15 protein-coding genes are annotated in these 23,070 nt (G+C 44.1%); 6 read left to right on the forward strand and 9 right to left on the reverse strand.

Annotated elements, in window-relative coordinates:
* Positions 1–33: 33 nt before the first annotated feature.
* Positions 34–1,278, reverse strand: a complete 1,245-nt coding sequence (locus MKX46_RS12530; protein WP_341071275.1) for a S1C family serine protease — start codon at positions 1,276–1,278, stop codon at positions 34–36.
* Positions 1,279–1,637: 359 nt separating this feature from the next.
* Between MKX46_RS12530 and MKX46_RS12535 the strand changes: the two genes are divergently transcribed.
* Complete coding sequence (locus tag MKX46_RS12535; RefSeq protein ID WP_039271414.1) at positions 1,638–3,263, forward strand: nitrite/sulfite reductase; 1,626 nt, start codon at positions 1,638–1,640, stop codon at positions 3,261–3,263.
* Between the two features lie 113 nt (positions 3,264–3,376).
* Here MKX46_RS12535 and MKX46_RS12540 read toward each other — a convergent pair whose 3' ends face one another.
* The 3 genes from MKX46_RS12540 to uvrB form a co-directional block, all read right to left on the reverse strand.
* Positions 3,377–4,588, reverse strand: coding sequence for a hypothetical protein (locus tag MKX46_RS12540; protein ID WP_029514534.1), 1,212 nt, complete (start codon positions 4,586–4,588; stop codon positions 3,377–3,379).
* A gap of 405 nt (positions 4,589–4,993) precedes the next feature.
* On the reverse strand, positions 4,994–7,855 hold the full coding sequence (uvrA, locus tag MKX46_RS12545; protein WP_029514535.1) for an excinuclease ABC subunit UvrA: 2,862 nt from the start codon (positions 7,853–7,855) through the stop codon (positions 4,994–4,996).
* 172 nt (positions 7,856–8,027) lie between these two features.
* Complete coding sequence (gene uvrB / locus MKX46_RS12550; RefSeq protein ID WP_029514536.1) at positions 8,028–10,019, reverse strand: excinuclease ABC subunit UvrB; 1,992 nt, start codon at positions 10,017–10,019, stop codon at positions 8,028–8,030.
* 208 nt (positions 10,020–10,227) lie between these two features.
* Here uvrB and MKX46_RS12555 point away from each other — a divergent pair, with 208 nt between their 5' ends.
* Entirely contained in the window at positions 10,228–11,055 is an 828-nt protein-coding gene (locus MKX46_RS12555) for a flagellar motor protein (RefSeq protein WP_029514537.1), read from the forward strand.
* Entirely contained in the window at positions 11,039–11,854 is an 816-nt protein-coding gene (locus MKX46_RS12560) for a flagellar motor protein MotB (RefSeq protein ID WP_039271420.1), read from the forward strand. Before MKX46_RS12555 ends, MKX46_RS12560 begins: the two co-directional genes overlap by 17 nt.
* Positions 11,855–12,089: 235 nt before the next feature.
* On the opposite strand, the gene MKX46_RS12565 is transcribed toward MKX46_RS12560, so the two are convergent.
* Together MKX46_RS12565 and MKX46_RS12570 are read right to left on the reverse strand one after the other, a co-directional pair.
* Complete coding sequence (locus tag MKX46_RS12565; RefSeq protein WP_023990607.1) at positions 12,090–12,317, reverse strand: aspartyl-phosphate phosphatase Spo0E family protein; 228 nt, start codon at positions 12,315–12,317, stop codon at positions 12,090–12,092.
* A gap of 233 nt (positions 12,318–12,550) precedes the next feature.
* On the reverse strand, positions 12,551–13,933 hold the full coding sequence (locus MKX46_RS12570) for a DNA-binding protein (RefSeq protein ID WP_341071276.1): 1,383 nt from the start codon (positions 13,931–13,933) through the stop codon (positions 12,551–12,553).
* A gap of 255 nt (positions 13,934–14,188) precedes the next feature.
* Between MKX46_RS12570 and MKX46_RS12575 the strand changes: the two genes are divergently transcribed.
* Complete coding sequence (locus MKX46_RS12575) at positions 14,189–14,581, forward strand: helix-turn-helix domain-containing protein (protein WP_341071277.1); 393 nt, start codon at positions 14,189–14,191, stop codon at positions 14,579–14,581.
* Positions 14,582–14,834: 253 nt separating this feature from the next.
* On the opposite strand, the gene MKX46_RS12580 is transcribed toward MKX46_RS12575, so the two are convergent.
* Positions 14,835–16,232 (reverse strand): helix-turn-helix domain-containing protein, encoded by a 1,398-nt coding sequence (locus MKX46_RS12580; protein ID WP_341071278.1) that lies wholly within the window; start codon positions 16,230–16,232, stop codon positions 14,835–14,837.
* Between the two features lie 296 nt (positions 16,233–16,528).
* Here MKX46_RS12580 and MKX46_RS12585 point away from each other — a divergent pair, with 296 nt between their 5' ends.
* Together MKX46_RS12585 and MKX46_RS12590 are read left to right on the forward strand one after the other, a co-directional pair.
* Positions 16,529–17,104, forward strand: a complete 576-nt coding sequence (locus tag MKX46_RS12585; protein ID WP_029514542.1) for an RNA polymerase sigma factor — start codon at positions 16,529–16,531, stop codon at positions 17,102–17,104.
* Positions 17,076–18,212: a DUF4179 domain-containing protein gene (locus tag MKX46_RS12590; protein ID WP_341071279.1), complete on the forward strand. Its 1,137-nt coding sequence runs from the start codon at positions 17,076–17,078 to the stop codon at positions 18,210–18,212. The genes MKX46_RS12585 and MKX46_RS12590 overlap by 29 nt, the downstream gene beginning before the upstream one ends.
* A gap of 60 nt (positions 18,213–18,272) precedes the next feature.
* Here MKX46_RS12590 and MKX46_RS12595 read toward each other — a convergent pair whose 3' ends face one another.
* On the reverse strand, positions 18,273–18,635 hold the full coding sequence (locus MKX46_RS12595; protein WP_029514544.1) for a hypothetical protein: 363 nt from the start codon (positions 18,633–18,635) through the stop codon (positions 18,273–18,275).
* Between the two features lie 272 nt (positions 18,636–18,907).
* Positions 18,908–22,972 carry a glycosyl hydrolase gene (locus tag MKX46_RS12600; RefSeq protein WP_341071280.1) on the reverse strand — a complete coding sequence of 1,355 codons (4,065 nt, stop codon included), beginning with the start codon at positions 22,970–22,972 and terminating at the stop codon, positions 18,908–18,910.
* Positions 22,973–23,070: the final 98 nt, after the last annotated feature.

Consider the following 23,070-nt stretch of genomic DNA (forward strand, 5'->3'; position numbering starts at 1 on the left):
GCTTTATTTTATAGATTCAAGAGGCATTATTGTTCACTTTCCAGTAGTTGCTCCTTGAGCTGGCTCCGATGCTTCCTTAGAAGGCGCTACACCACCATCTTCAGCGACTTCCGAACCGTTCGAATCTTCACTATCTTCTCCAGACTGAATGGACTCATAGATTTCACCATTATCCTGTGTCAGTACCAGCTTGCGCTTCACAATATCACCGTCAGACTGCATAAGTACACTCACCGTTTGACCTGGTTGATAGTTTTTAAGCAGTTCATTGACATCAATAGCGGAAGCTACACGCTTACCGTTAATACTATACAGCTCATCGCCTTCCTTGATTTTGGCCTGAACGGCATTGGCTGAAGTAATTTTCGTAACTTTCAAAGGATCCTCGGTAGGTAATCCGACGATAGCTGACCAGCTTTCTTCCAGCCCTAGACCAAGACTAGCGCGCCGAACCTCTCCGTATTTGAAAAATTGGCCGATGACATATTTCACCGTATCCGCCGGAATCGAAAAGCCCATATTTTCAATGCCGACCGCCGAGAATTTCATCGTATTGATCCCAATGACCTCACCCTTGAGATTGACCAGCGGACCGCCGCTGTTACCAGGATTGATCGCGGTATCACTTTGGATCAAACGATAAGCAGCGTTGACACCACGGTTCAGCCCGCTAACCACACCTGAGGTTGCCGAATTGCGAAGTGAAAAGGATATAGGCGTACCAATAGCCACTACCTGCTCCCCTACCTGTAGACTGTTCGTTGAAGCTGCCAAGGTAGCGGGTTTGAGGCCGCTTGCCTTGATTTTAACTAATGCCAAATCACTGATCGGATCGCTATAGCTGTCGGTGATTCCGTAAGATTTTCCGTCCGAGGTTACGACCACGGCATCACCTAATCCTTCGATAACATGCGCATTCGTCACAATCCATCCATCTGTACGAATGATGACACCCGTGCCGTGAGCCAGGTTGTATCGATCTCCTCCTGCTACGGTCTCTCCCGTGGCTGAACGGCCAATAATACCGACCACAGAAGGAGATACATTTTTAACCACCTGCGGCACACGACCGGCCGATAACGTATATGTACCATTTGCGCTGTTATATGCGCCGCTGGTTCCTAATGCCTTATTCATATCGCTTACGTTAACATAGACCCCACCATTAATGACTTTGGCCTTTAACGCAGTCCCACTGCTGGCTGCACCTGCCGTACCAGAAACACATAGAGCGCTGCCCAAAGCCAGAACAACTGCCCTTTTCCCCATCTTACGCATATACTCACCATTCCCTCTCTTACATGACCCTGTTCTATCAGTTAGTCCAAATCTACCATAGAGGGGACACGTATACAATCGCTTTAAGCCCTATCTTTTTCTAAAAGGCGCCGTTTGCTGCATCCCTGTCCTCTCATGCTATTTATATTATAAATTTTCCAAATCCTTATATCAAAAAAATAAGCAAAACCGATAAATAATCGTTATACCGTTTAGGTCATTCCTTCGTTTACGGGCATAACCAACTATGATACCATCACATTATATCTTAGTTTTATTGTCGGAAATAAAGAATAAAATCATGAGTCCTCTATCCAAAACACTAAAGTATAAATAAGCACCTACAGGAGGTTAAAAGAATGGCCTACGAACCAATCTGGAACGCTCATCCCGATAAGCTTAACAAATTCGAGTTAGTCAAGCTGGAAAAGGACGGTCTCGACGTTATCCGTACCATTATTGAAAACTATGCCAACGAAGGCTATGACTCGATCTCTGCGGACGATATGGATCGTTTCAAATGGGCTGGGGTATATCAGCAAAAGCCCAAGGATGGTCATTTCATGATGCGAGTCCGCATCAACACAGGGATCATGACTTCAGCACAAGCACATGCACTGGCAGACATATCCGCGCTATACGGACGCGGTCTTGTGGACGTCACCACTCGCCAGGCGATTCAATTCCACTGGCTGACAGTCGAAAGCTTGCCCGATATTTTTGAAAGACTGGAAAAAGTCAACTTGTATTCCTTCGAAGCCTGTGGAGACTGCCCGCGTACCATTGTCGGTAATCCGCTGGCTGGTATTGATCCCAATGAATTGGTGGATACCCAAGAGATTGTAGATGAAGTAAACCGTTTTTTCTTATTAAATCGAGACTTCTCCAATCTGCCGCGTAAGTACAAAATGTCTATCTCCGGTAATACGTACAACAATGCACAGGCTGAAATTAACGACCTGTCCTTCACTCCGGCCACCAAGATCCTCGACGGAAAAGAAGTGATCGGCTTCCATGTGATGGTTGGTGGAGGTTTGTCCGCCAAGCCGCATATGGCACAGTCTCTGGATTTGTTTGTTCGTCCAGAGGAAGTGCTGAAGGTTGCTATTGCTGTCACCACCATTTTCCGTGATTACGGCTATCGGGAAAAGCGGCACCATGCTCGCTTGAAATTCCTCGTTGTCGATTGGGGCCCAGACAAATTTCTGGCTAAGCTCACCGAGTATATCGGTGAAATGCCCGGAAGAGGCGAGGACAAAACGATTGGCTGGCAAGCCGCCTATTTTGACGGTGTGCATCCTCAAGCCCAAAAAGGCCTGAACTATGTCGGTCTGAACGTGCCTGTCGGTCGCCTTAGCGCTGACGAGTTGCATGAACTGGCCGAACTGGCTGACCGCTATGGCGATGGTCAGATTCGTACCACGATGTCGCAAAATATTTTGCTGAGCGGCGTGCCGGATGAGCAAGTGGATGAACTACTGGAAGCTCCCGTGCTGCAACGCCTGACACCACGACCCAAGCATTTTATGAGTCGTACGGTATCGTGCACAGGAAATGAGTTTTGCAATCTGGCGATTGTGGAAACCAAAAAACGGGCGGTTGACGTTGCCGAGTATTTGGATCAGCACGTACAATTGGATGAAAAGGTGCGCATTCATTTTATCGGTTGCCCAAATTCCTGCGGTCAAAAGCATATTGCGGACATCGGTCTGCAAGGCTCGCTCATAAAGACACCGGAAGGCTTGGTCGACGCGTTCGACATCGCTGTCGGCGGAGCGCTTGGGGCAGGCGCCCAGTTTAACAAGGCGCTCAAAGGTCGCGTACGTGGGGATCAGGTTGGACCTGTGCTGGCGGAGCTCATTCTGTTCTACAAAGAAAACAGGAGCGCTGGCGAAAGCTTTTACGCATATGTACAGCGTGTAGGTATTCCGACTTTCCAGGAAAAGCTGTCTGCCATTTTACAGTCCAGCCACGTTGCATCCTAAATATAGAGCCTATTAACAGCCTGCTTGTATCCCATATACAAGCAGGCTGTTTCTTATCGCCATACAGCCCCGCAATATCGTCTCCCTCACTTTCACAAAAAAAAGACACCGGATTACTCCGGTATCAATATTTTTGCAAAATCAAGCACTGTCGGTTTATGAGCGCCTGTTGTAGATGTCACCACCGCGTAGCCTGAAGGTATCTTATATATCAATCCCGTATCATACCGGATGCCGAAGGAATTGTCCTCCTTATAATGAGTCCTCGTTTCCCACACCTTCGTACCGTTTTCTTTCAAGCCTGTAATGGTGATGCCATGCATCTTCGTCGTTTTCCCCAGTGGATCATATTGATCACTGAACTGGACATACAGCTGCTCCTCAGGCAGATACACCTGGTCAGCCCCGTAGTCCGCTGTATTGCTAAATAATTGCAGACTATTACTTAGCACCTGTGTACGCTTGCTGTTTCCTTTAAGCCCTGTTACAGCAATATGACCGCTCGGCAACTCACGTACTGCGGCAATTTCTTTACCTGATCCCAAGTCCAGATGGATGTCACGGATATCGCGACCATATACATCTGCTTGTACCCCCACGGGACCATCTGAGCTGTTCAAAAGCGCATAATATCCATTGTGACTGCCGACCAGCCAACCCGAGGTCACTCCGGCCGTCGTTCGATTCCATTGTATATCGCCAGTTTCAGTGTATTTGAGTACAGTGAAGGACTGTTCCGCAAGGTTCAGATAGGAGACCAGGAAACCGCCATCCTCCAGTGGCTCCAAGCCAACCTGAGAATCCTCCCCATGAGATATCAAGCCATCTGTGGGTAATGTTTTGGACCACAAGGTGTTTCCATCCTCGTCCAATCGTGAAGCCTGCAACTCTCGTATTCCGTTCGGTTTTGTATATTCAATCAGAAACAGCAAGCCACCATCCGACGTCTCCCGCTGGACTCCCCTGCTGCTTGTTCCAGGCTGTACGTTCAGATCCTGCTGATGTTTCCATACAGCCTCCACAGAACTGTCCAGCTTGCCATATGTGACGTGTACTACACTTGCTTCTGTATCGTCCTCGACGTTCAGCGTTAAAAACCCACCATTTGCTGTGGGTTGAATGTAATTGTGAGCGTTTCCTAAATCCTTAATACTGCCAATGGCCGCACTTGTTTCGATTTCGGCTTGTTTGGGCACAAACGCCTCGGACACCTCGGAGGCATAGGACGGTGCAGCACTATATCCCATCAAGCATGCCGCCAAAGCAGCTCCTGCTGCCCATGTATACACACGTGTACGTAAAACTCTACTTTGCTTAACCTTCAAGCGTTCCAGCTCCCTTCATGACTTCCTCAGAGATGTTGTATGAACCTTAGATGTGATAAAACTAGAGACGGTTTCGCTTCAACTTGTAATGGTGTCACGTGGGCACGGAACTTTGTATGATGCTATGACGATTTATATATTTACCTCTTCAAGTCCGAACCTAAACATCCAAAACTCCAAAATTTAGAGACTACTCAGAGACTTTCTGTCGATGAATATACGTATAGATTTATTATCCCAGCGCTTGGTAAACTACGTGTCACATGCTTTAACGCAGGAATTTGATAAAAGTTTTCTTTTTTTACAAAAAAAATAAAGCCCTGCCAAGGCGAAGGCATAAATACAGTAGTTCGTATTCTGCCTTCCTGCCTGTGCAGGGCTTTTAAAGCGTACGTTAAACGATATCTATAGATCGACTGTCTGAAGCGCTTGGCTACGCTCTGTATCCCGTTCAAGGATCGGCTTTAAGTATCGACCTGTATAGGATTCTTCGACTTTCACGAGTTGCTCCGGTGTCCCGGTAGCCAAGATCGTTCCACCGCCACTTCCGCCTTCCGGTCCCAAATCAATCAGATAATCGGCTGTTTTAATCACATCCAGATTATGCTCAATGACCAGCACCGTCTCTCCTGAATCAACCAAACGATGCAGCACCGTCAATAATCGATCAATATCGTGAACATGCAGACCAGTTGTCGGCTCATCCAAAATATAAATGGTTTTGCCTGTGCTGCGACGATACAATTCGGAGGCCAACTTCACACGCTGTGCTTCACCGCCAGACAAGGTAGTCGCAGGCTGACCCAGCTTGATATACCCCAAACCTACATCCATCAGCGTCTGGATCTTGCGATGAATCTTCGGAATATTTTCAAAAAACTCCGTCGCATCCTCTACCGTCATCTCCAGCACATCGGCAATACTTTTTCCTTTGTATTTAACCTCCAGGGTCTCCCGGTTGTAACGCTTGCCTTTGCACACTTCACATGGAACATACACATCTGGCAGAAAATGCATCTCAATCTTGATGATGCCGTCGCCTCTACAAGCTTCACAACGACCTCCCTTAACGTTAAAGCTAAAGCGGCCTTTCTTGTAGCCTCGTACTTTGGCCTCGTTCGTCTGCGAGAATAAGTCACGGATATCATCAAATACACCAGTATACGTTGCAGGATTGGAACGCGGTGTACGGCCAATTGGCGATTGATCGATCTCAACAACCTTTTCGATATGCTCTAGCCCGCGAATTTCTTTGTGCTGCCCTGGACGCACTCTCGCCCGGTTCAGATCACGCGCCAACGTTTTGTACAAAATTTCGTTGACCAGCGTCGACTTTCCAGAGCCGGATACACCAGTAACAGCCGAGAAAACACCCAACGGAATTTTGACATTCACATTTTTGAGATTGTTCTCCTTGGCTCCGCGAATCTCCAGCCACTTATCAGCAGGCTTGCGCCGCTCGGTATTGACCGGAATGAACTTGCGTCCGCTCAAATACTGCCCGGTTAAGGAATTCGGGTCTTCCATAACTTCCTGCGGGGTCCCCTGCGACATAATCATCCCACCGTGGATTCCAGCTCCCGGCCCGATATCAATGATATAGTCCGCCGCCATCATCGTATCTTCATCATGCTCCACTACGATCAAGGTATTGCCAAGATTCCGCATATGCTCCAAAGCACTAATCAGACGATCATTATCTCGCTGATGCAGCCCGATACTAGGCTCGTCCAAAATATAAAGCACACCCATCAGACTGGACCCGATCTGTGTCGCCAATCGGATACGCTGTGCCTCACCGCCTGACAACGTGCCTGCCGCACGGCTTAAAGTCAGGTATTCCAGACCCACGTTAACGAGGAATCCCAGTCGGCTGTTAATTTCTTTTAAAATGAGATTGGCAATCGACTTCTCCTTCTCACTCAGCTCCAGTGTATGGAAAAAGTTTGAGGCTTCACCGATAGACAGGGCTGTTACATAAGCAATATTGCGCTCTTGAATGGTTACCGACAGGCTTTCTTTTTTCAGTCGATGTCCCTTACAGGTGTTACATGGCTTTGCACTCATAAAGCCTTCAATAAATTCACGTATGCCCTCAGAAGCCGTATCACGATACCGACGCTCCAAGTTGGGGATAATCCCCTCAAAGGTCACATAGGCTTCCTTACGTTGACCAAAATCATTTTCATAGCGGAAACGGATCTTCTGCTCACCCGTTCCATGTAAAATGAGGTTCATTTGTTCTGTCGTCAATTGACTAACAGGAATGTCCTGTGGAATACCGTAGTGCTCGCATACTGACTGTAAAAATTGAGGATAATAAGTGGAAGTTCCCCCACTCCAAGCCTGAAACGCCCCATCTTCCACACTTTTTTCAGGATCGGGAATGAGCAAATCAGGGTCAACCACCATTTTAACTCCTAACCCATCGCAATCCGGGCAAGCGCCGAACGGACTATTAAAGGAAAACATCCGCGGAGACAGTTCATCTATGCTGAATCCACAAATAGGACATGCAAAGTTGGAGCTGAACCGCAACTCCTCTTGCCCCATAATGTCTACAAGCAACTGCCCGCCTGAAAGATTCAATGCCGTCTCAATAGAGTCAGACAGACGCGCACGCACATCTTCCTTGACAACGATGCGGTCTACGACCACTTCAATCGAGTGCTTCTTATTCTTTTCCAACTCAATCTTCTCAGACAATTCACGCAGTTCGCCATTCACACGTACCCGCACAAAGCCCTGCTTGGCTATATCCGTAAACAGTGTTTTATGCTCACCTTTGCGACCCGATACCAATGGAGCTAGGATTTGCAGTCGTGTCTTCTCAGGATACTGCAAAATGCGGTCTACCATCTGTTCGACGGTCTGTGACGTGATTTCAATGCCATGTTCAGGACAATGAGGATGACCCACCCGGGCAAACAACAACCGCAGGTAGTCATAGATTTCGGTAACTGTTCCGACAGTAGAACGCGGATTCCGACTTGTTGTTTTTTGGTCAATGGAAATGGCAGGAGACAGACCGTCAATCGAATCAACGTCCGGCTTCTCCATTTGCCCGAGAAATTGACGGGCATACGCAGATAAAGATTCCACATACCTCCGCTGCCCTTCCGCATAGATCGTATCGAAAGCCAGCGACGATTTACCTGAGCCGCTAAGCCCTGTCAGGACGACGAACTTGTCCCGTGGAATCGTCACGTCAATATTTTTGAGATTATGCGCGCGTGCGCCTTTGATGATGATGCTTTCATTCGCCAAATGTTTCATCTCCTTAGCCGTAGTTCACGTCATGCTATATCGCATTGGATTATCCCATGGAAGTGATATATCGCAAAGAGAACGACCACATAGGCCGCCCTCACTATTTTTAAAAGCAAAGCAATCAAACATTTTATTTTCATATGTTTTGCTTCTAGCTTATTCTCAATGTTTAATCAGCTCGCAACTCCAGCAAAGCATCACGCAGCTCGGCTGCCCGCTCGAACTGTAGGTTCTTGGCGGCGTCTTTCATCTCTGCTTCCAGACGCTGAATGAGTGATTGGCGCTCCTTCTTGGAAAGTTTACCCGTCTCATTAGGAAGGTAATCATTCTTCGATTCTGCCACCTTAGTTGCTTCAATAACATCACGAATCTTTTTACGTATGGTTTGCGGGGTAATCCCATGTTCTTCATTATACTGAATTTGAATCGCACGCCGACGTTCCGTTTCCTTTATCGCTTTATCCATAGAATCGGTAATCTTATCGCCGTACATAATAACACGACCGTCACTGTTCCGTGCTGCCCGTCCGATTGTCTGTATCAGAGAGCGCTCAGAACGCAGGAAGCCTTCTTTGTCTGCATCCAAAATCGTGACCAGAGATACTTCCGGCAAATCAAGACCCTCCCGCAAAAGATTGATCCCGATTAGCACGTCGAAGGTCCCTAGACGAAGATCCCGCAAAATAGCCATCCGCTCCAACGTCTTAATCTCGGAGTGCATATACCGGACCTTGATGCCTACTTCTTTTAAATAGTCAGTCAAATCTTCGGACATCTTCTTCGTAAGTGTGGTCACCAGCACCCGTTCTTCACGTTCTATGCGAAGCCGTATTTCATTAATAAGATCGTCAATCTGCCCCTTGCTCGGACGCACCTCAATAATCGGATCAAGAAGCCCGGTAGGACGAATAATCTGCTGCACCATCGTTTCGCACTTCTCCATCTCATAGGGTCCTGGAGTAGCTGATACATAGATAATCTGACTTACCTTGTCCTCAAACTCTTCAAACTTCAACGGGCGATTATCCAATGCAGACGGCAAACGAAAACCATGATCCACCAGTACATTCTTACGTGCTTGGTCACCGTTATACATGGCACGAATCTGTGGCAATGTTACATGGGACTCGTCAATGACGATCAGCATATCATCCGGGAAATAATCCATTAGCGTATATGGTGTTGCTCCTCGCTCACGGAATGTCAGTGGACCTGAATAATTCTCGACACCGGAACAAAAACCAACCTCTTTCATCATCTCGATATCATAGCGGGTACGTTGCTCCAAACGTTGCGCTTCTAACAGCTTCCCTTGCTCCTTCAACTCTGCTAACCGCTCTTCAAGCTCACGTTCAATGTTGACCAATGCTACCTTCATCGTATCCTCATGAGTAACAAAGTGAGATGCCGGGAAAATAGCAATATGATCACGTTCACCGATCAATTCACCCGTAAGCACATTAATCTCGGTAATTCGTTCAATTTCATCCCCGAATAGTTCTACACGTATAGCATGTTCCCCATGGGAAGCCGGGAATATCTCAACAACATCCCCCCGTACACGGAAAGTACCCCGCACGAAGTTGATATCGTTCCGCTGATATTGAATATCGACCAAGCGGGACAAAATCTGATTGCGGGGTTTCTCCATGCCAACTCTAAGCGAAAGCAGCAGGCTTGAATATTCTTTCGGCGAACCCAAACCATAAATGCAGGAGACACTCGCTACAATAATAACGTCACGACGCTCAAACAGAGAGCTTGTCGCTGAGTGGCGAAGTTTATCAATCTCCTCATTGATGCTGGAATCCTTCTCAATATACGTATCGGAAGACGGGATGTATGCTTCCGGTTGATAGTAATCATAGTAGCTGACAAAATAATCGACGGAGTTATTCGGAAAGAATTCTTTAAACTCACTCGCCAGTTGAGCAGCCAAAGTCTTATTATGTGCAATAACCAGCGTAGGCCGATTTAACTTGGCAATGGTTTGTGCGATGGTAAACGTCTTACCTGTTCCCGTAGCACCCAATAGCGTTTGATGCTTCTTTCCTTCTGCAATTCCCTCTACCAATTCAAAAATGGCCTGGGGCTGATCGCCTTGAGGTTGGAATTCCGACTGAATTTCAAAAGTCTTATCGCTAACAACGATATCACTCATTGCCCTGCATCACCCTTATCGTCTAAAATGGAAACATCATGATTTTACACCAGTCGAGCTTTAACGTCTTTACCTGTAACTCTATGTCGATATTTCCCGAGCAATGATACTTGGGAAATATGGTTGGATAAGAATGTTTGTTCCCGTATTATACCTCTTTCTTACCGCGGATGCAAACGATAAGTCTTGAATAGGAGTGAATTAAATTTTGGATATCACCATCGTATTGGGCATCATCGCAGGAATCATAGCATTAATCGGTGGCTTCTTATGGGAAGGCGGCGAATTTACCGGGCTGCTTCAAGGTACATCGGCTCTCATTGTATTTGGGGGAACTTTCGCCGCAGTTGTGATCAGCTACCCCGCTTCCAAGCTGAAGACGATCCCCACCGCTCTACGGATGGCATTTAGCCGTGAGGACAATCCTACGGAGCAATATATAGAAGATTTGGTTTCCATGGCTGCCACCTCACGCCGATCCGGTGTGCTTGCGCTAGAGCGTATTTCATCAGAGCATCCGAATGCATTTTTGCGCGAAGGTCTTCAGTTGGTCATCGACGGCACCGAGCAGGAACAGATCAAACAGATCTTAGAGCTTGAGTTAGATGCCATTGAACACAAACATGAGGGGTACGCCAAAATATTTGAATCCGCAGGCGGTTATGCCCCTACGATGGGGATTATCGGTACGGTTATGGGCCTGATCCATGTACTGGGCAGCCTGACCGAGCCTACTGCGCTTGGTCCGTCCATTGCTGTTGCCTTTATCGCAACCCTATACGGCGTTGCTAGCGCCAATCTGATCTTTCTACCCATCGCATCCAAAATAAGAGCAGCCAGTGAGAGTGAAATTATCACAATGGATTTGCTGCTCCAAGGTATTCTAGCTATCCAAAACGGAGAGAATCCAAAGCTTGTACGCAAAAAGTTGGAGTTCTTTATCCGCTCAGAGCAAAATATAGATCGCAAACCGCCTCGTCGCTCACGCACTGAGGACGCATCTCCAAAGGAGGACTTCCATGAGAACGCGCGGTAAGCGCCGAGGGGGTCAAGGAGGCGGCGGAGACCATCGTGACCGCTGGATGATTACCTATGCCGATCTAATCACCCTGCTGCTCATATTTTTCGTTGTGATGTATGCCATGAGTAGTTTGGATGCTAAAAAATACGATGTCGTTGTTCAATCCCTTCAGGATACGTTCCACAAGGGAGATTCTATTTTGGAGCAAGGCTCGGGCATTACAGGTACTGCCGATCGTTATACCAGCAAGAATCCACCCACGACCAAGCAACCAGCAGCCGATAAAAAGGAAACTGGATCGACAAAGCTTACCGAACGTGAACAAGCATTCCGCACGCAGGAAAAAGAGCTGCAAAATTTAATGGGTGTCATTCAAGAATATATTACGGACAACAAACTGGAAAATCAGATTTTTGTGTCAGATCAGCCGCGTGGTATTGTCATTACGCTGAATGACCGCTTTTTATTCGATCAAGGTAGAGCTGCACTCAAGCAAGGCTCTGCCAACACACTATCCAAGTTGGCCAGTCTATTTCGAGATTTGAAAACACCGATTAGCATTGAGGGCCATACGGACAACATTCCGTTCACGCGCTCCTCGAACTCATCGATGTATAAGGATAACTGGGAGCTTTCAGGCGCACGGGCACTATCTGTACTCCGATTCTTTCTCGACAGAGAGCAACTTTCACCCTCAGGATTTCAGTATGCAGGTTATGCAGATACCCGACCGGTTGGTGACAATAGCACCGAAGCTGGACGACAAAAAAACCGCCGTGTCGAAATCACCGTACTACGCCAACTTCAACAGTAAAACCCAAAAACCTCCTGAATCACGTAATAACGTGAATCGGGAGGTTTTTTTGATACATATTCATCATTAATACATGGCTTCCGCCTGATGTAGACGCAGAACAATAAACCGTACGAACAACGTGGATAAGAGCAGCGTACGAGATGCAATAGAGATTATTTTGTTTATTCTATATCCCACTATGTATTAGAAGCCCTGGTGAAGTTAGATTCTATCTTGTCATGATGCTTGAAGATTAATAAGATAGGACAAGCTCGTGTTGCTTCTCTTGTATTTGTGAACTTTGGGGGATGCTCTGTTGTCTACGATAGCTATATTTCCAGTCGCTGTATTTATTAAGGAGTCGATCTAACTCCATGGACTTGATTAACACCCGCCGATCCTTCAATCCCACCTCATTCGCCAAATCATTTAGTTCCTTCCGCTTTTCTTCGATGCATTCCTCCAATTGTTTCCATTTCACATCAATAAACCTCCTGTTCGGTGTGGTATTTACATTAGTTTACAAGCTGATACCTTCCCCACAGGTTAAAAATATAATAAAACCCAATTCATCCCTTTAACGGAATGAATCAAAAAAGCCAATTCAAAAGAATTGGCTTTTTTGATAACTATTAACCTCCTGCACCATGTCCAAAAACAACAATGTAATGAGAGAATGCTAAAAAGCTAAAAAAACCCATAATCAGCATGTATTTAAGGTTTTTTACTCGCATTGATTAAAACCTCCTCCATGATACCTTCATATTCTGATTTTTGGTCTTTTGTTGCTTTGTTTCTAAACCTTTCAAATAATGCTGTACAAATCATAAACTTTTCTTTACTGCTGATTTCCAGACATTTCTTCAAGCTTTTTAAAACATAATAGATGCCTTTTTCATGGGAATGGTTATTAAACATATATATGGCCAGTTGGTAACACAAATCAGCATAAGTGTCATAACTAAATGACTGTTTATAGTAGCTGGCTTCCATAGATAATTCATTATTAAATGAGGCCAATTCATGAGAAAACTGTTGGAGAATATGTTCAATTAAAAAACCGTGCTTGTTAGCCGACTCTACTATCGTTAATAAACCCAACAAAATCTCGGGTGGGTTATTTTTTAGAAATTGAATATACATTGGTAAACTACTTGTATCGCCCATAAGAATTTTCAAGCTAAGTTGATTAGCATTTGCCCAAAGGGTGAACTTTTGTACTTCTTTTTGTCCAATTCCCCCTAAATCTTCAAACCAACTCAAATCAGCATAGCCAGAAATATACTTCATGGCCTCCTCATATCTTTCTTGTTTTTCCAATGCAATTCCCTTCATCAAATAACCTTGACCATAGTAGACAACTAAATGTCTTTCAGTTTTCAATGTAAAACTCTTTTTATTAGTTTCTCTACTTTTACATACAATAGTTGTAAGCGCTCTTAATTCATCCGCATAACGCTCCGCTTCTTTCCATTGATGCAAATTGTGATAAAGATTTAACAGTTTAAGCAAACCATCTAAATGATATTCTAAGGGTACCCGATTTCTAAAGGGTACAAATCTTAGTGCGGCCTCCAAATTTCTTTCCATACTTTCACTAACAGAGATTGAAAAAATTCTATAATGACTAATTGCCAACCTCTCTGAATGTTGGTATTTCTCATTTTCAATGACACATTCATAGAAAGGAATTGCCTCTTGTAACTTCCCTTCTTCATAAAGCTCCTCTGCCAAAGCAAAGATTGTTGGAATGTGGTTAAGATCTTCCATTAAGCGTGAAAGCACTTTCTCAACACATCGCAAGTTTCCCACTTCAACACAACGAATCAGGAACGGCTTGACCCTTTTCCAATGTGGTCTTCCATCATAAAAACATTCATCCACATACAGATCATATAACCAGCCCTCTGGATAATTAAAGGCTTTGGTAATCAAGTCCATTTGTCTTACAGATATAGGTTTAGGTGGATTTCCGTTAAGCATCGCACTAAATATACCCCGGTTAAGCCCCGTAGCTTGTCCAAAACTATTAAACGTGTAGCCACCAAGTTTTAATTCTTTCTCAATTTCCGAACGAATCGTGGTTGCATTTTCCAATAAAAACACCCCCGGCATATTCAGATGATTTTAAAAAATCACCCTCCTCGACAATCAATTACAATATACTAGAAATTATATGAATAAATTGGATGATGGTCAACCCCTTTTCTACACTGTTTTATTATATTATGGAATTTGATGTTATTAAAATAGTTCTTACAAGAACTAAACGACGAATAATTAAGGTAATTTAATTACCTCCACGCTTAATCTAGCTTTGTCTACACTCATACTATAGGAGTGTGGATGTCTATGGAAACAACGAAACTATTAGGAACAAAAATCCGTCAATTTCGAAAATTGCGGGGTATTACACAAGAACAGTTAGCAGAAGCATCCGATTCAACAGGTTCCTATATCGGCAAGTTAGAGCGCGGTGAGGTCAATGTGCAGATCAAGACACTGGAGAAAATAGCAGAGGCGCTGGACACAAACGTATTTGCATTTTTTGACTATAATCCATATGAAGAACTCAAAAGCCAGCCTTGGATTTGGGAATGCGTTCGTATACTTTCCCAGCAGAATGAAGCAGGGCAAAATAAAGCTTATCGTATTTTAAAGGAACTTTTCTCGACAGAGAGTGAGCTTTTAGTGAGTAACTCAGGTGATTCGGATGCTAATGAGAAATTAAATTCTCAGAATTAGCCGTGCACCATACTCTTTAAATGTCAAAAAAGGCTATGTTTTTCTACCTATAGTAGAAATGTACATAGCCCTTTTGAGTTTTAAGGCGTCATTTGCTTAATGTTATATTCGACAGCTTTAAGTACTTTTTATATTCTGCCCGTTGTTCATGTGTCGAATGGTTTTTGTATTTCTCAAACAATAACGTGATAGACTTGATATAGTAAGCCTTATCATTCAACTGTGAGGATACTTTGAGACTGTTCAAATTAGTTTAGAGAACCATTTGCTTCATACCATAACGCACTTCTTCAAGCACTTTTTCATATTCTGCAAGTTGTTCATGTGTAATATGGCCTGTTAGTTTTTCGAATAACAAGGTTACTCCTTTAATAAAATTACTCTTCGTATTTAACTGAGTGGATACCCTAAGGCTTTTTATTATATTGTCAATAGCTTCTGAATATCTGCCTATGTTGAAATAGTAACGCGCAAGTTCCAGATACACGCGGGAATAATTCCATAAAAGAGTACTTATTTGATAGTGTGATGGTGTTGAGACGAATTTCTTATAATCAGCAATTTCGTCAGAGAAAACATCTAGGACATCTTCTAAAGAGAAATTATACTTGTTTGCCGACTCTATAATGGTAATTAGACCATGAGAAATTTCTTGGGGATTTTGCTGTATAAGCTCGACATAAGCTGCTAAGCTGCTGACATCTCCAATTAAAACTTTTAAATTAAGAAGATTAGCCTTTGCCCATAATTGGAGCATTTTCACCCCTTGTAGACCATTTTCATCCAATCCCTCAAACCATGACAAATCTTCATAATAGGGAATGAATTTTAAAGCCTCTTCATACATTCCTTGATTCTCCAACGCGTTCCCGTGCAATAAATACCCTAGACCATAGTATACGACAAGGGGCTTCTCACTATTGATGTTATCCAGTTTCCTATTTTTCGAACAACTATAAACTTGCTGATGATAGACACTTATAGCCAGTGTCCGAAGTTCTTTCGCATACTTTATCGCAATCTCCCAATTACTTGTGTTGAAATAAACATTGGTTAACTTCAATAATCCATCCAACTGATGATTCTCTGGCAAGCTTTTGCGAAATGGATCGAATTTAATAGCAGCTTTTAAGCTGCTTTCTAAATCTTCAGTAAGCGAGTAACAAAACAATCTGTATTGACTAATGGCCAAGCGCTCCGAGTGGTAATACCTTTCATTTTCTATTACACACTCGTAAAAGGGGATAGATTCCTTTTGCTTACCTACTTCGTGTAGTTCTTCTGCAAGCTCAAATATTGTCGACACATAGAACAAATCCTCCGTTAGTCTCGTCAATACCTTTTGAATACAGTCTCCCTTTCCTAACTCTACACAACGCAATAAAAAAGGTTTGATCCGTTTCCAGTGCCCTTTCCCTTCGTAAAAGCATTCATCTATGTACAACTCATACAACCAGCCCTCGGGATACCCTAATGCCTTAGTAATCAGGTCCATCTGCCGAACGGAGATCGGCTTGGGTGGGTTACTGTTCAGCATGGTACTGAATGTACCACGGTTAATACCAGATATTTTACTAAAGCTGCTAAATGTATATCCCCTTTGCTTTAGTTCGGTCTCTATCGTCGAGCGGATCGTAGGTGCATGTTCCATTTCAATCCCCCTCAATATAGTTGCAGTTATATCGTAAGTCATACTTAACATGTGATTTCGGTCGTAAGAACTTCATTTCATTACAAAATAATTAAAATAGTGAAATATATGGTCTATATAGTCATTTTATTTTATGATGCCTTAGAAAGAAGCCTTTTTTTTACGAATTCCGTGATAATTGAAAAGTTAAATGAGGTACATTTGGAGAACCATTAAAAACAAACTTCAAGTTTTTTTATTTGAATGTCACAAATGTATATCTTTTTCAGTTATATAGGCAGAAGGGAGGGACGTTAATGGAAAAACTAAATACAGACAATCAAAACGCAGACATCAATCTTGTCATAGAGCAGGTCCAAGCAGGCGACAAACAAGCATACACACATATCATACGACGTTATCAACAACAGATCTTTTTATATTGCTACTACTTACTTAAAAATCAGGAAGAAGCAGAAGATGCCGCTCAAGAAATATTCATCAAAGGGCTTGAGCACATCCGTCAGTTCGTACCTACAGTTTCTTTTTCAGCTTGGCTTTACAAAATCGCTCAAAATCACTGCACTGACTTATTAAAAAGAAACGCTAGAACATTCAAATCCTTCATTCAGTACAAACTGAACCTAAAGCAACAACCCATACATGAATATACAAATTTAATTCACGAGTTACTGGACCAGCTAACATTAAAAGATCGCCAGATTTTATTATTACGTTCGCTTGAGGATTACAACTACGAAGAGATTGCTACAATTATGGGACTGAAATCATCCACGATCCGAAAAAGATATGAGCGACTCCGTAAAAAGCTAATTAACTACAATGAAAAGGGAGGAAAACAAATTGAGCATTCATTTAAACCCGGAAGATAAAGAAATCGAGCACTTACAAAAGCTTATTCGGAATACTCCATTACAAGTGGATTTAATAGATAGAACTATGGAACGCTATAGCAATATGAAAACAAGACGTTATAAGCGCTCTAACTCTCGTTCAAAAAGAGTTCGCAATGCCTTTTTCGGAACCTCCGCTGCACTTGTAATGGCGTTTACACTTGTCGTTAGTACTGGATTCATTTCACCAACAATGGCTGCATCCTTAAAACAAGTTCCAGGTATGAATTCTATATTCCAGCTAGCTGGTGATCTTGGTTTACAAACAGCGGACGAAAAAGGGCTACTATCCAAACCAAATCTTAGTGACACTCACGATGGCCTGACTCTCAGCGTACCGGAAGTTATGTTTGATGGAACACGTATATCCATTGCCTTAGAACGGCAAACCACTGACAAAAGATTTTTAAACACCGAATTACCCTTATTACTTGATGATTTAATACTTTCCATTAATGGAGAAGACATACACTCTTATGCACCTGCTAACACTAGCAACTCCATTGATCCTTATACGATACCTGGGAAAAATTCTAATTCAACAATTATACAATTTTCAGATTTACGTAACCAGGGAGGGAAGCCTTTCCCAGATAAGTTTAATTTAACAGTCTCCATGCCTGTCTCCGGCATTAAGCAACCATTTAAAATAGAAATTCCTGTGGAAAAGAACACCAAGAATAACTTGGTTTTTACACCGTCTCTTAAGCGAAAGTATTCAAACATTGACTATACCCTAGAAAAAGTTGAGCTCACACCGATTACAACCAGCATCACTACTCGCATAAAGCTACCTACTAATTCGAAAATTTCGTCACTTCCTTTTTTGGAGTATGAAATTTACGATGATAAAGGAAAACAACTAAAATTTATAAGCAACAACGGTTGGAGTGCTACGGATGGAAACGTTCTGATAACTGATTCACGTTTTGAACCTTTCACCTCTCTCCCCAAATCAATTACTATAAAGGTCGACAAGGTTATCTTAAGAAAAGATGATAAGAGCAAATTTGAATTAGACAAAGATGGAAATCCAAAAATAGAGTATTTCCCTGATCTAGAGATTACTTACCCGATTAATCCATGATAATAAATAAGTGAAGGAAGTGAAGCGTACTTCACCTCCTTCACTGCATATAAGTACTATCTATCTTCTAACATCAAAAGTATAAACTCCAAGCTTGTCTCCATTAGATTTATATGCGGCTACTTGGGCTGTTCCATAACCGATCATCTTAGCTTTATTTCCATGAAGTTCGACAACATCACTTCCATACAAAATCATCCAGTTAGAACCTTCCATAGCATATGAGCTACCTATACCTAATTTAAGTGGGGGAGTATCTTGCTTTGTAATAGGTGGCTTTTCTCCATTGGCAGGACTAAAGGTTACGGTTACTTTCGCTGGAGCTCCAACAGATATTGTTGAACTTACTGGTGAAGCCGAAGCTACTCCCCCTAAAGATAAAGCTAACGCGGAAATTGATAGTGCTAAGATTGCTTTTTTCATTTGTCATTTCTCCTCTTTAATAGTCTTCTTTAAAAGTTCTTAAGCTACTAAACACCTTGCTTTATGTCTGTGGCTACGTTTCTGTTACATTTTCCAACCCCCTTCCTTCTAATTAATTCCATTCTAATTCTTGATATGTTACAAAAAGAATAGAAATAAACATATCATTTCATTTTTTACAAAATAATCATATAGATGGCTTCTCGTATAAAAAAATGAGCAGGTAGGATACAAATCCCCCTGCTCATTTCAGCGATAGTATTTATATCATTTTAATTAGCTGTCGGTTCGGTTCCCCAAACAAGTACCCCATTATGATACAACGTAGCTTTCGTATGATCGGCGAATGAAGTTTGCGTGCCTTTATACGAGTAATCGTCACTTTCGTTATAGTTCGACCAGTCTGTTTTATGAATACGAGTTTGAATTCCGCCCGTGCTTCCTCTAGGTGCTAACACGCCTGCATCTGAGTTGAAGCTGACTTCCAAATAATAATCAGCACCGGTTGCAGCCTTATCCATTTTAACCAGTTTACCATTCAGCTTTGAGCAGCTCAGCATTGCATAGTCGCAGTTGAATGTCTGCTCACGGTCACCGTCGATCGTGTAGTAGTAGCGAATTTTCAACTCGTTGATCGGTACGGAGGCTGTACCTTTGTTTACAATTTGGAAATGCGGGTTCAAGTGATTGTCGTTCACATTTGTATCCGCTGTGCGATACTGGAGCACCAGTCCCGTTGTCGGCTGCTGAGTATCCGCTTTCGGTGCTGCGCTAGCCGTGTTCGAAAGCGTTTGACCTGCATCGTTCTTCGCTACGACTTGGTAATAGTATATCGTGTCTGCCGTTACGGCTGTGTCGGTGTAGCTGCTTTCGTATACATCGCTCGCTACGGTGGCGAACGTACCGTTTTCAGCCGTCGAACGCTTCACTTCATAGCTTGCGGCATTCGCCGATGCTGTCCAGCTCAGCTTTACTTTCGCCGTTTCGCCCGCTGCGTTCAGCGTGAAGCTGCCCGGTACTGATGGTTGCTCGGTAATGCCATACGTTTTTAAGTTAGTCGGGAGCTTTTCAAGCGTAATGACGTTCGGATGATTATACACTTTTTTCAGATGCTCCAGACTGTTTTGTTTGCCGTCTCTCAGGAAATCCCCATACCATGTAGCGAACCAGCTCCAATGGGCTTGATACGCCTTCATCAGATCAGGGTCCGGGATAGGTCCGTTTTCGCTCATGGCAACTAACTTTTTGTCCTTGCCCAATGTAACAAGGTCTTCGTATTTTGCAATCTGCGGGCTGTAGTCGCCTGCTTGCGGATAAGAGTCAAAGCTCAAAATATCCACATACTCATCTCCCGGATACCAATCCGGAGCAACAGAATTCCATACCCAAATCAAATTGTTCAGTTTGTGCACATTCGTCAAACGGTCATGCATCAAAATATACAATTTTTTAACAGGCTCAGGGCCTTTGGCGCCCCACCAGAACCATTTGCCTTCCGCTTCGTGCAAAGGACGGAACAGCACAGGAACTTTCGCATCCTGCAACTTCTTCAATTGCCCCGCAATTACATCGATGTCGCGAATAAGCAATGTATAATCTTCGGACTCTGGATGATTCATCGCATATTCGATATCGAATGTAGTTGAATCGGCATAAAAGCCTCTCCACCATTCTTTTCCCTGCGTATCGATCAGACCTTTCGGTGCGTTCCAATGCCATGCAAAGGTAACAATGCCCCCTTGCTTATCCCATGCAATCGCCTTTTCCGTCTCTGTGGAACTAAGACCGTGTTCCGCTCTGCTTGGCGAATAGTCGATCAGGTCAAGCGCTGCAATTGCTGGTTTTTTACCTACATTGGCTTGAAGCCAATCAATTTCGTTTATCTCCTCCTGACCAGAGAGCATATTCTTCCCGTATTGATCAACCAGGTAGTTCATCAATGCTCTTGCTTCTATCGTCGCATTCGGATTAATGAGCGTTTTGGTTACCGCATGCGGTGGACGGTCAGTAGCTGGCTCCAGCTTGACATAGTCGATATCATACCAGCCCCAGCCTGTTTCAAAACCGATCGTATTGGCCCCTGCATTCAACAGAACCTTACCACCGGAAGTCTCTTTAAAATCAGCCGATTTCGAAAGTATCAGCTCGCCAGACGCTTTGCCGTTTAAAGAGAAGTTCGTGCGTTTGTCATCATGAGGAGAACGGTAGCCGATTGTAAGATTGTACAAGCCTGCCGCCTCTGCCTGAATCGTCATCGCCAGGGAATCCCCCGGATTGTGGAAATTAGTTACATAACCAGTACCTGAGAAGCCAGTCCCGCTGGATTCCACAATGGTTCCCTTCAGCGTGCCCTCTTCGGCTTCATAGCGATTGGATCCGTCTACAGGCGCTCGAGGAACCGCTTTCAAAACATTGGATTCGCTTATTCCCGCCTTTGTTTTTGCGGTTATTTTATAATAATAAGAAGTGCCGTTCGTTACGTTGGTATCTGTATAAGACGTTTCGACCAAGTTGGATGCTACAGCAGTAAAAGGACCGTTTTCATACGTAGCCCGCTGTACACTGTACCCTACAGCTCCGCTGGAAGCGTCCCAGGATAAATCGACTTTCCCATCGCCAGCCTCAGCCCTCAGCGCAAAGCTTTCAGGACCTTCCACAGGTGGCACAGACGTATCATTGCCAGCAGTCAAGACGATATGATAAGCCGTCAATGGTGGTACTGTATAGGTAAAGCGGTTGCCTGAAATTTGCGTGATTGGTGCGGATTCCTTAATTTGCGAGCTATTTTTGTCGAAGCCCCATACTTTACCGGAACCGTAAGTCGTCTCGCCGGAAAGATCAAATTGGGCGCCGAATGCGCTGTCCATGCTTTTATTCATGACAACGAGGTGCAGTTCTTTGTAGGATGCATCTGTTACGGAAGCATGCACCGAGCTATTAACAATATCCGACGTTTGCGCGTTAACGCTGATATCACCGAAAGTAGAGCTTTTTCCGTCATAATTGCGATAAAGCTTGTAAGCGGCACTAACGTAGTTGTTGGCACCCTCCTTTAACTTCCAGTAGTTTGCCATATAAACGTCGTTTTTGCCCAAGATGCCCAACACATCGGCCATAGCGATACCGCCAGAAATATCATTTTCGCCGCCATAGCTATACTCAGTCAAAGCCAGCTTGGTTCCCGGGTAATACTTATCCACCGACTGCTTTAATCGAGGCAATAAAGGCAAGAATTCACTGTTCCATTGAGCGATCCAGCTATCTTCCTTGTAGGTCGGATCCCACAAAGTACGAGGCGCCTGCATTCTGGCTTTCTTCGTTTCGTCATTGCCTACCTCATTCGTAATTCGTATGCCTCCGCCCATCGCTTCGGGATACCAGTGGACGTCGAAAACATCCAGCAATCTCTTGCCTTCAGCTTGCGAGCTAAGGCGCATTTGATCCAGGTAATAGTCCACGAACCAGCTGTAGTTGCCTTTTACAGAGTTCCAATCAGGTGCGGTTTGAAGATCTGTATAGGCGCCAAAACCGTAAAGAACGGGCCCAAAAATTTCCGCACCCGCGTCAACCGCTTTAACAGCTTTGGATAAACTTACCGACCGGTCTACCAACTCTTTGGCTCCGACCTTTTCACCATGAATGCGCGGATGCGTGTGCGACCAGAGAGCGGGTTCATTGTCGAGCGCATATCCTTTCACGCCCGTCTTTGTTGAAGCAACGCCGTACTTTTTCACTAAAAAGTTGACGAATTCATCCGCATAAACCTGATTGTCATTCAGATCAGGCTGTAGTTGGAACGGCGCATTTTTAGCGTTTACGACCTGATTCCAACGAGCAGAAGGGGCCTTTTCACTTTCCTGCACACTTCCGTTTCCATCCTTGGCCACATAACCAGCCATCGGCAGCGTGACTAAAGAATATGTGCCCTGCTTCAGCGATTGATCGTGAAACGAGGTTGCCACCGCACCTGGCTTTTCACATTCGGCTTTTGTCAATCCGGCGTTGTCGCATAAATAGCTATCGCTGGACTGCATCCAGTCACTTCCTGCATTGGACATATTGTTTTCCCAGTTATATCCGGTCATTCGATTGCCACCAAGTCGTCTGGCAGTCAGATTCTCATCGCCTGCCAATTCCTGATTCGTACCGTAAATATAAGGGCTAATCGGCTTACGATCCTTGGATGTATCGACTTTAATGGTAACGGTCTTTGCCGTTTGACCGTGAACTACAGTTGGAGTCGGTAGAGCCCCCCCTACTATAATCGTGCATGCCATGACGACCGGCAGCCATTTGGAACGTTTGGACCAAATACCACTACTATTTTTCTCCTTCATGCCGCTTTCCTCCTTTAAGTTTGAAAAGAGCGGCACCCATACGAGTGCCGCTCTACAAGGCTTTAAGGCTCCTGATTCCAAACGAGTTTATCGTTCTG

The sequence above is a fragment of the Paenibacillus sp. FSL P4-0113 genome, assembly GCF_038009305.1.
Classification (GTDB): Bacteria; Bacillota; Bacilli; order Paenibacillales; family Paenibacillaceae; genus Paenibacillus; species Paenibacillus polymyxa_D.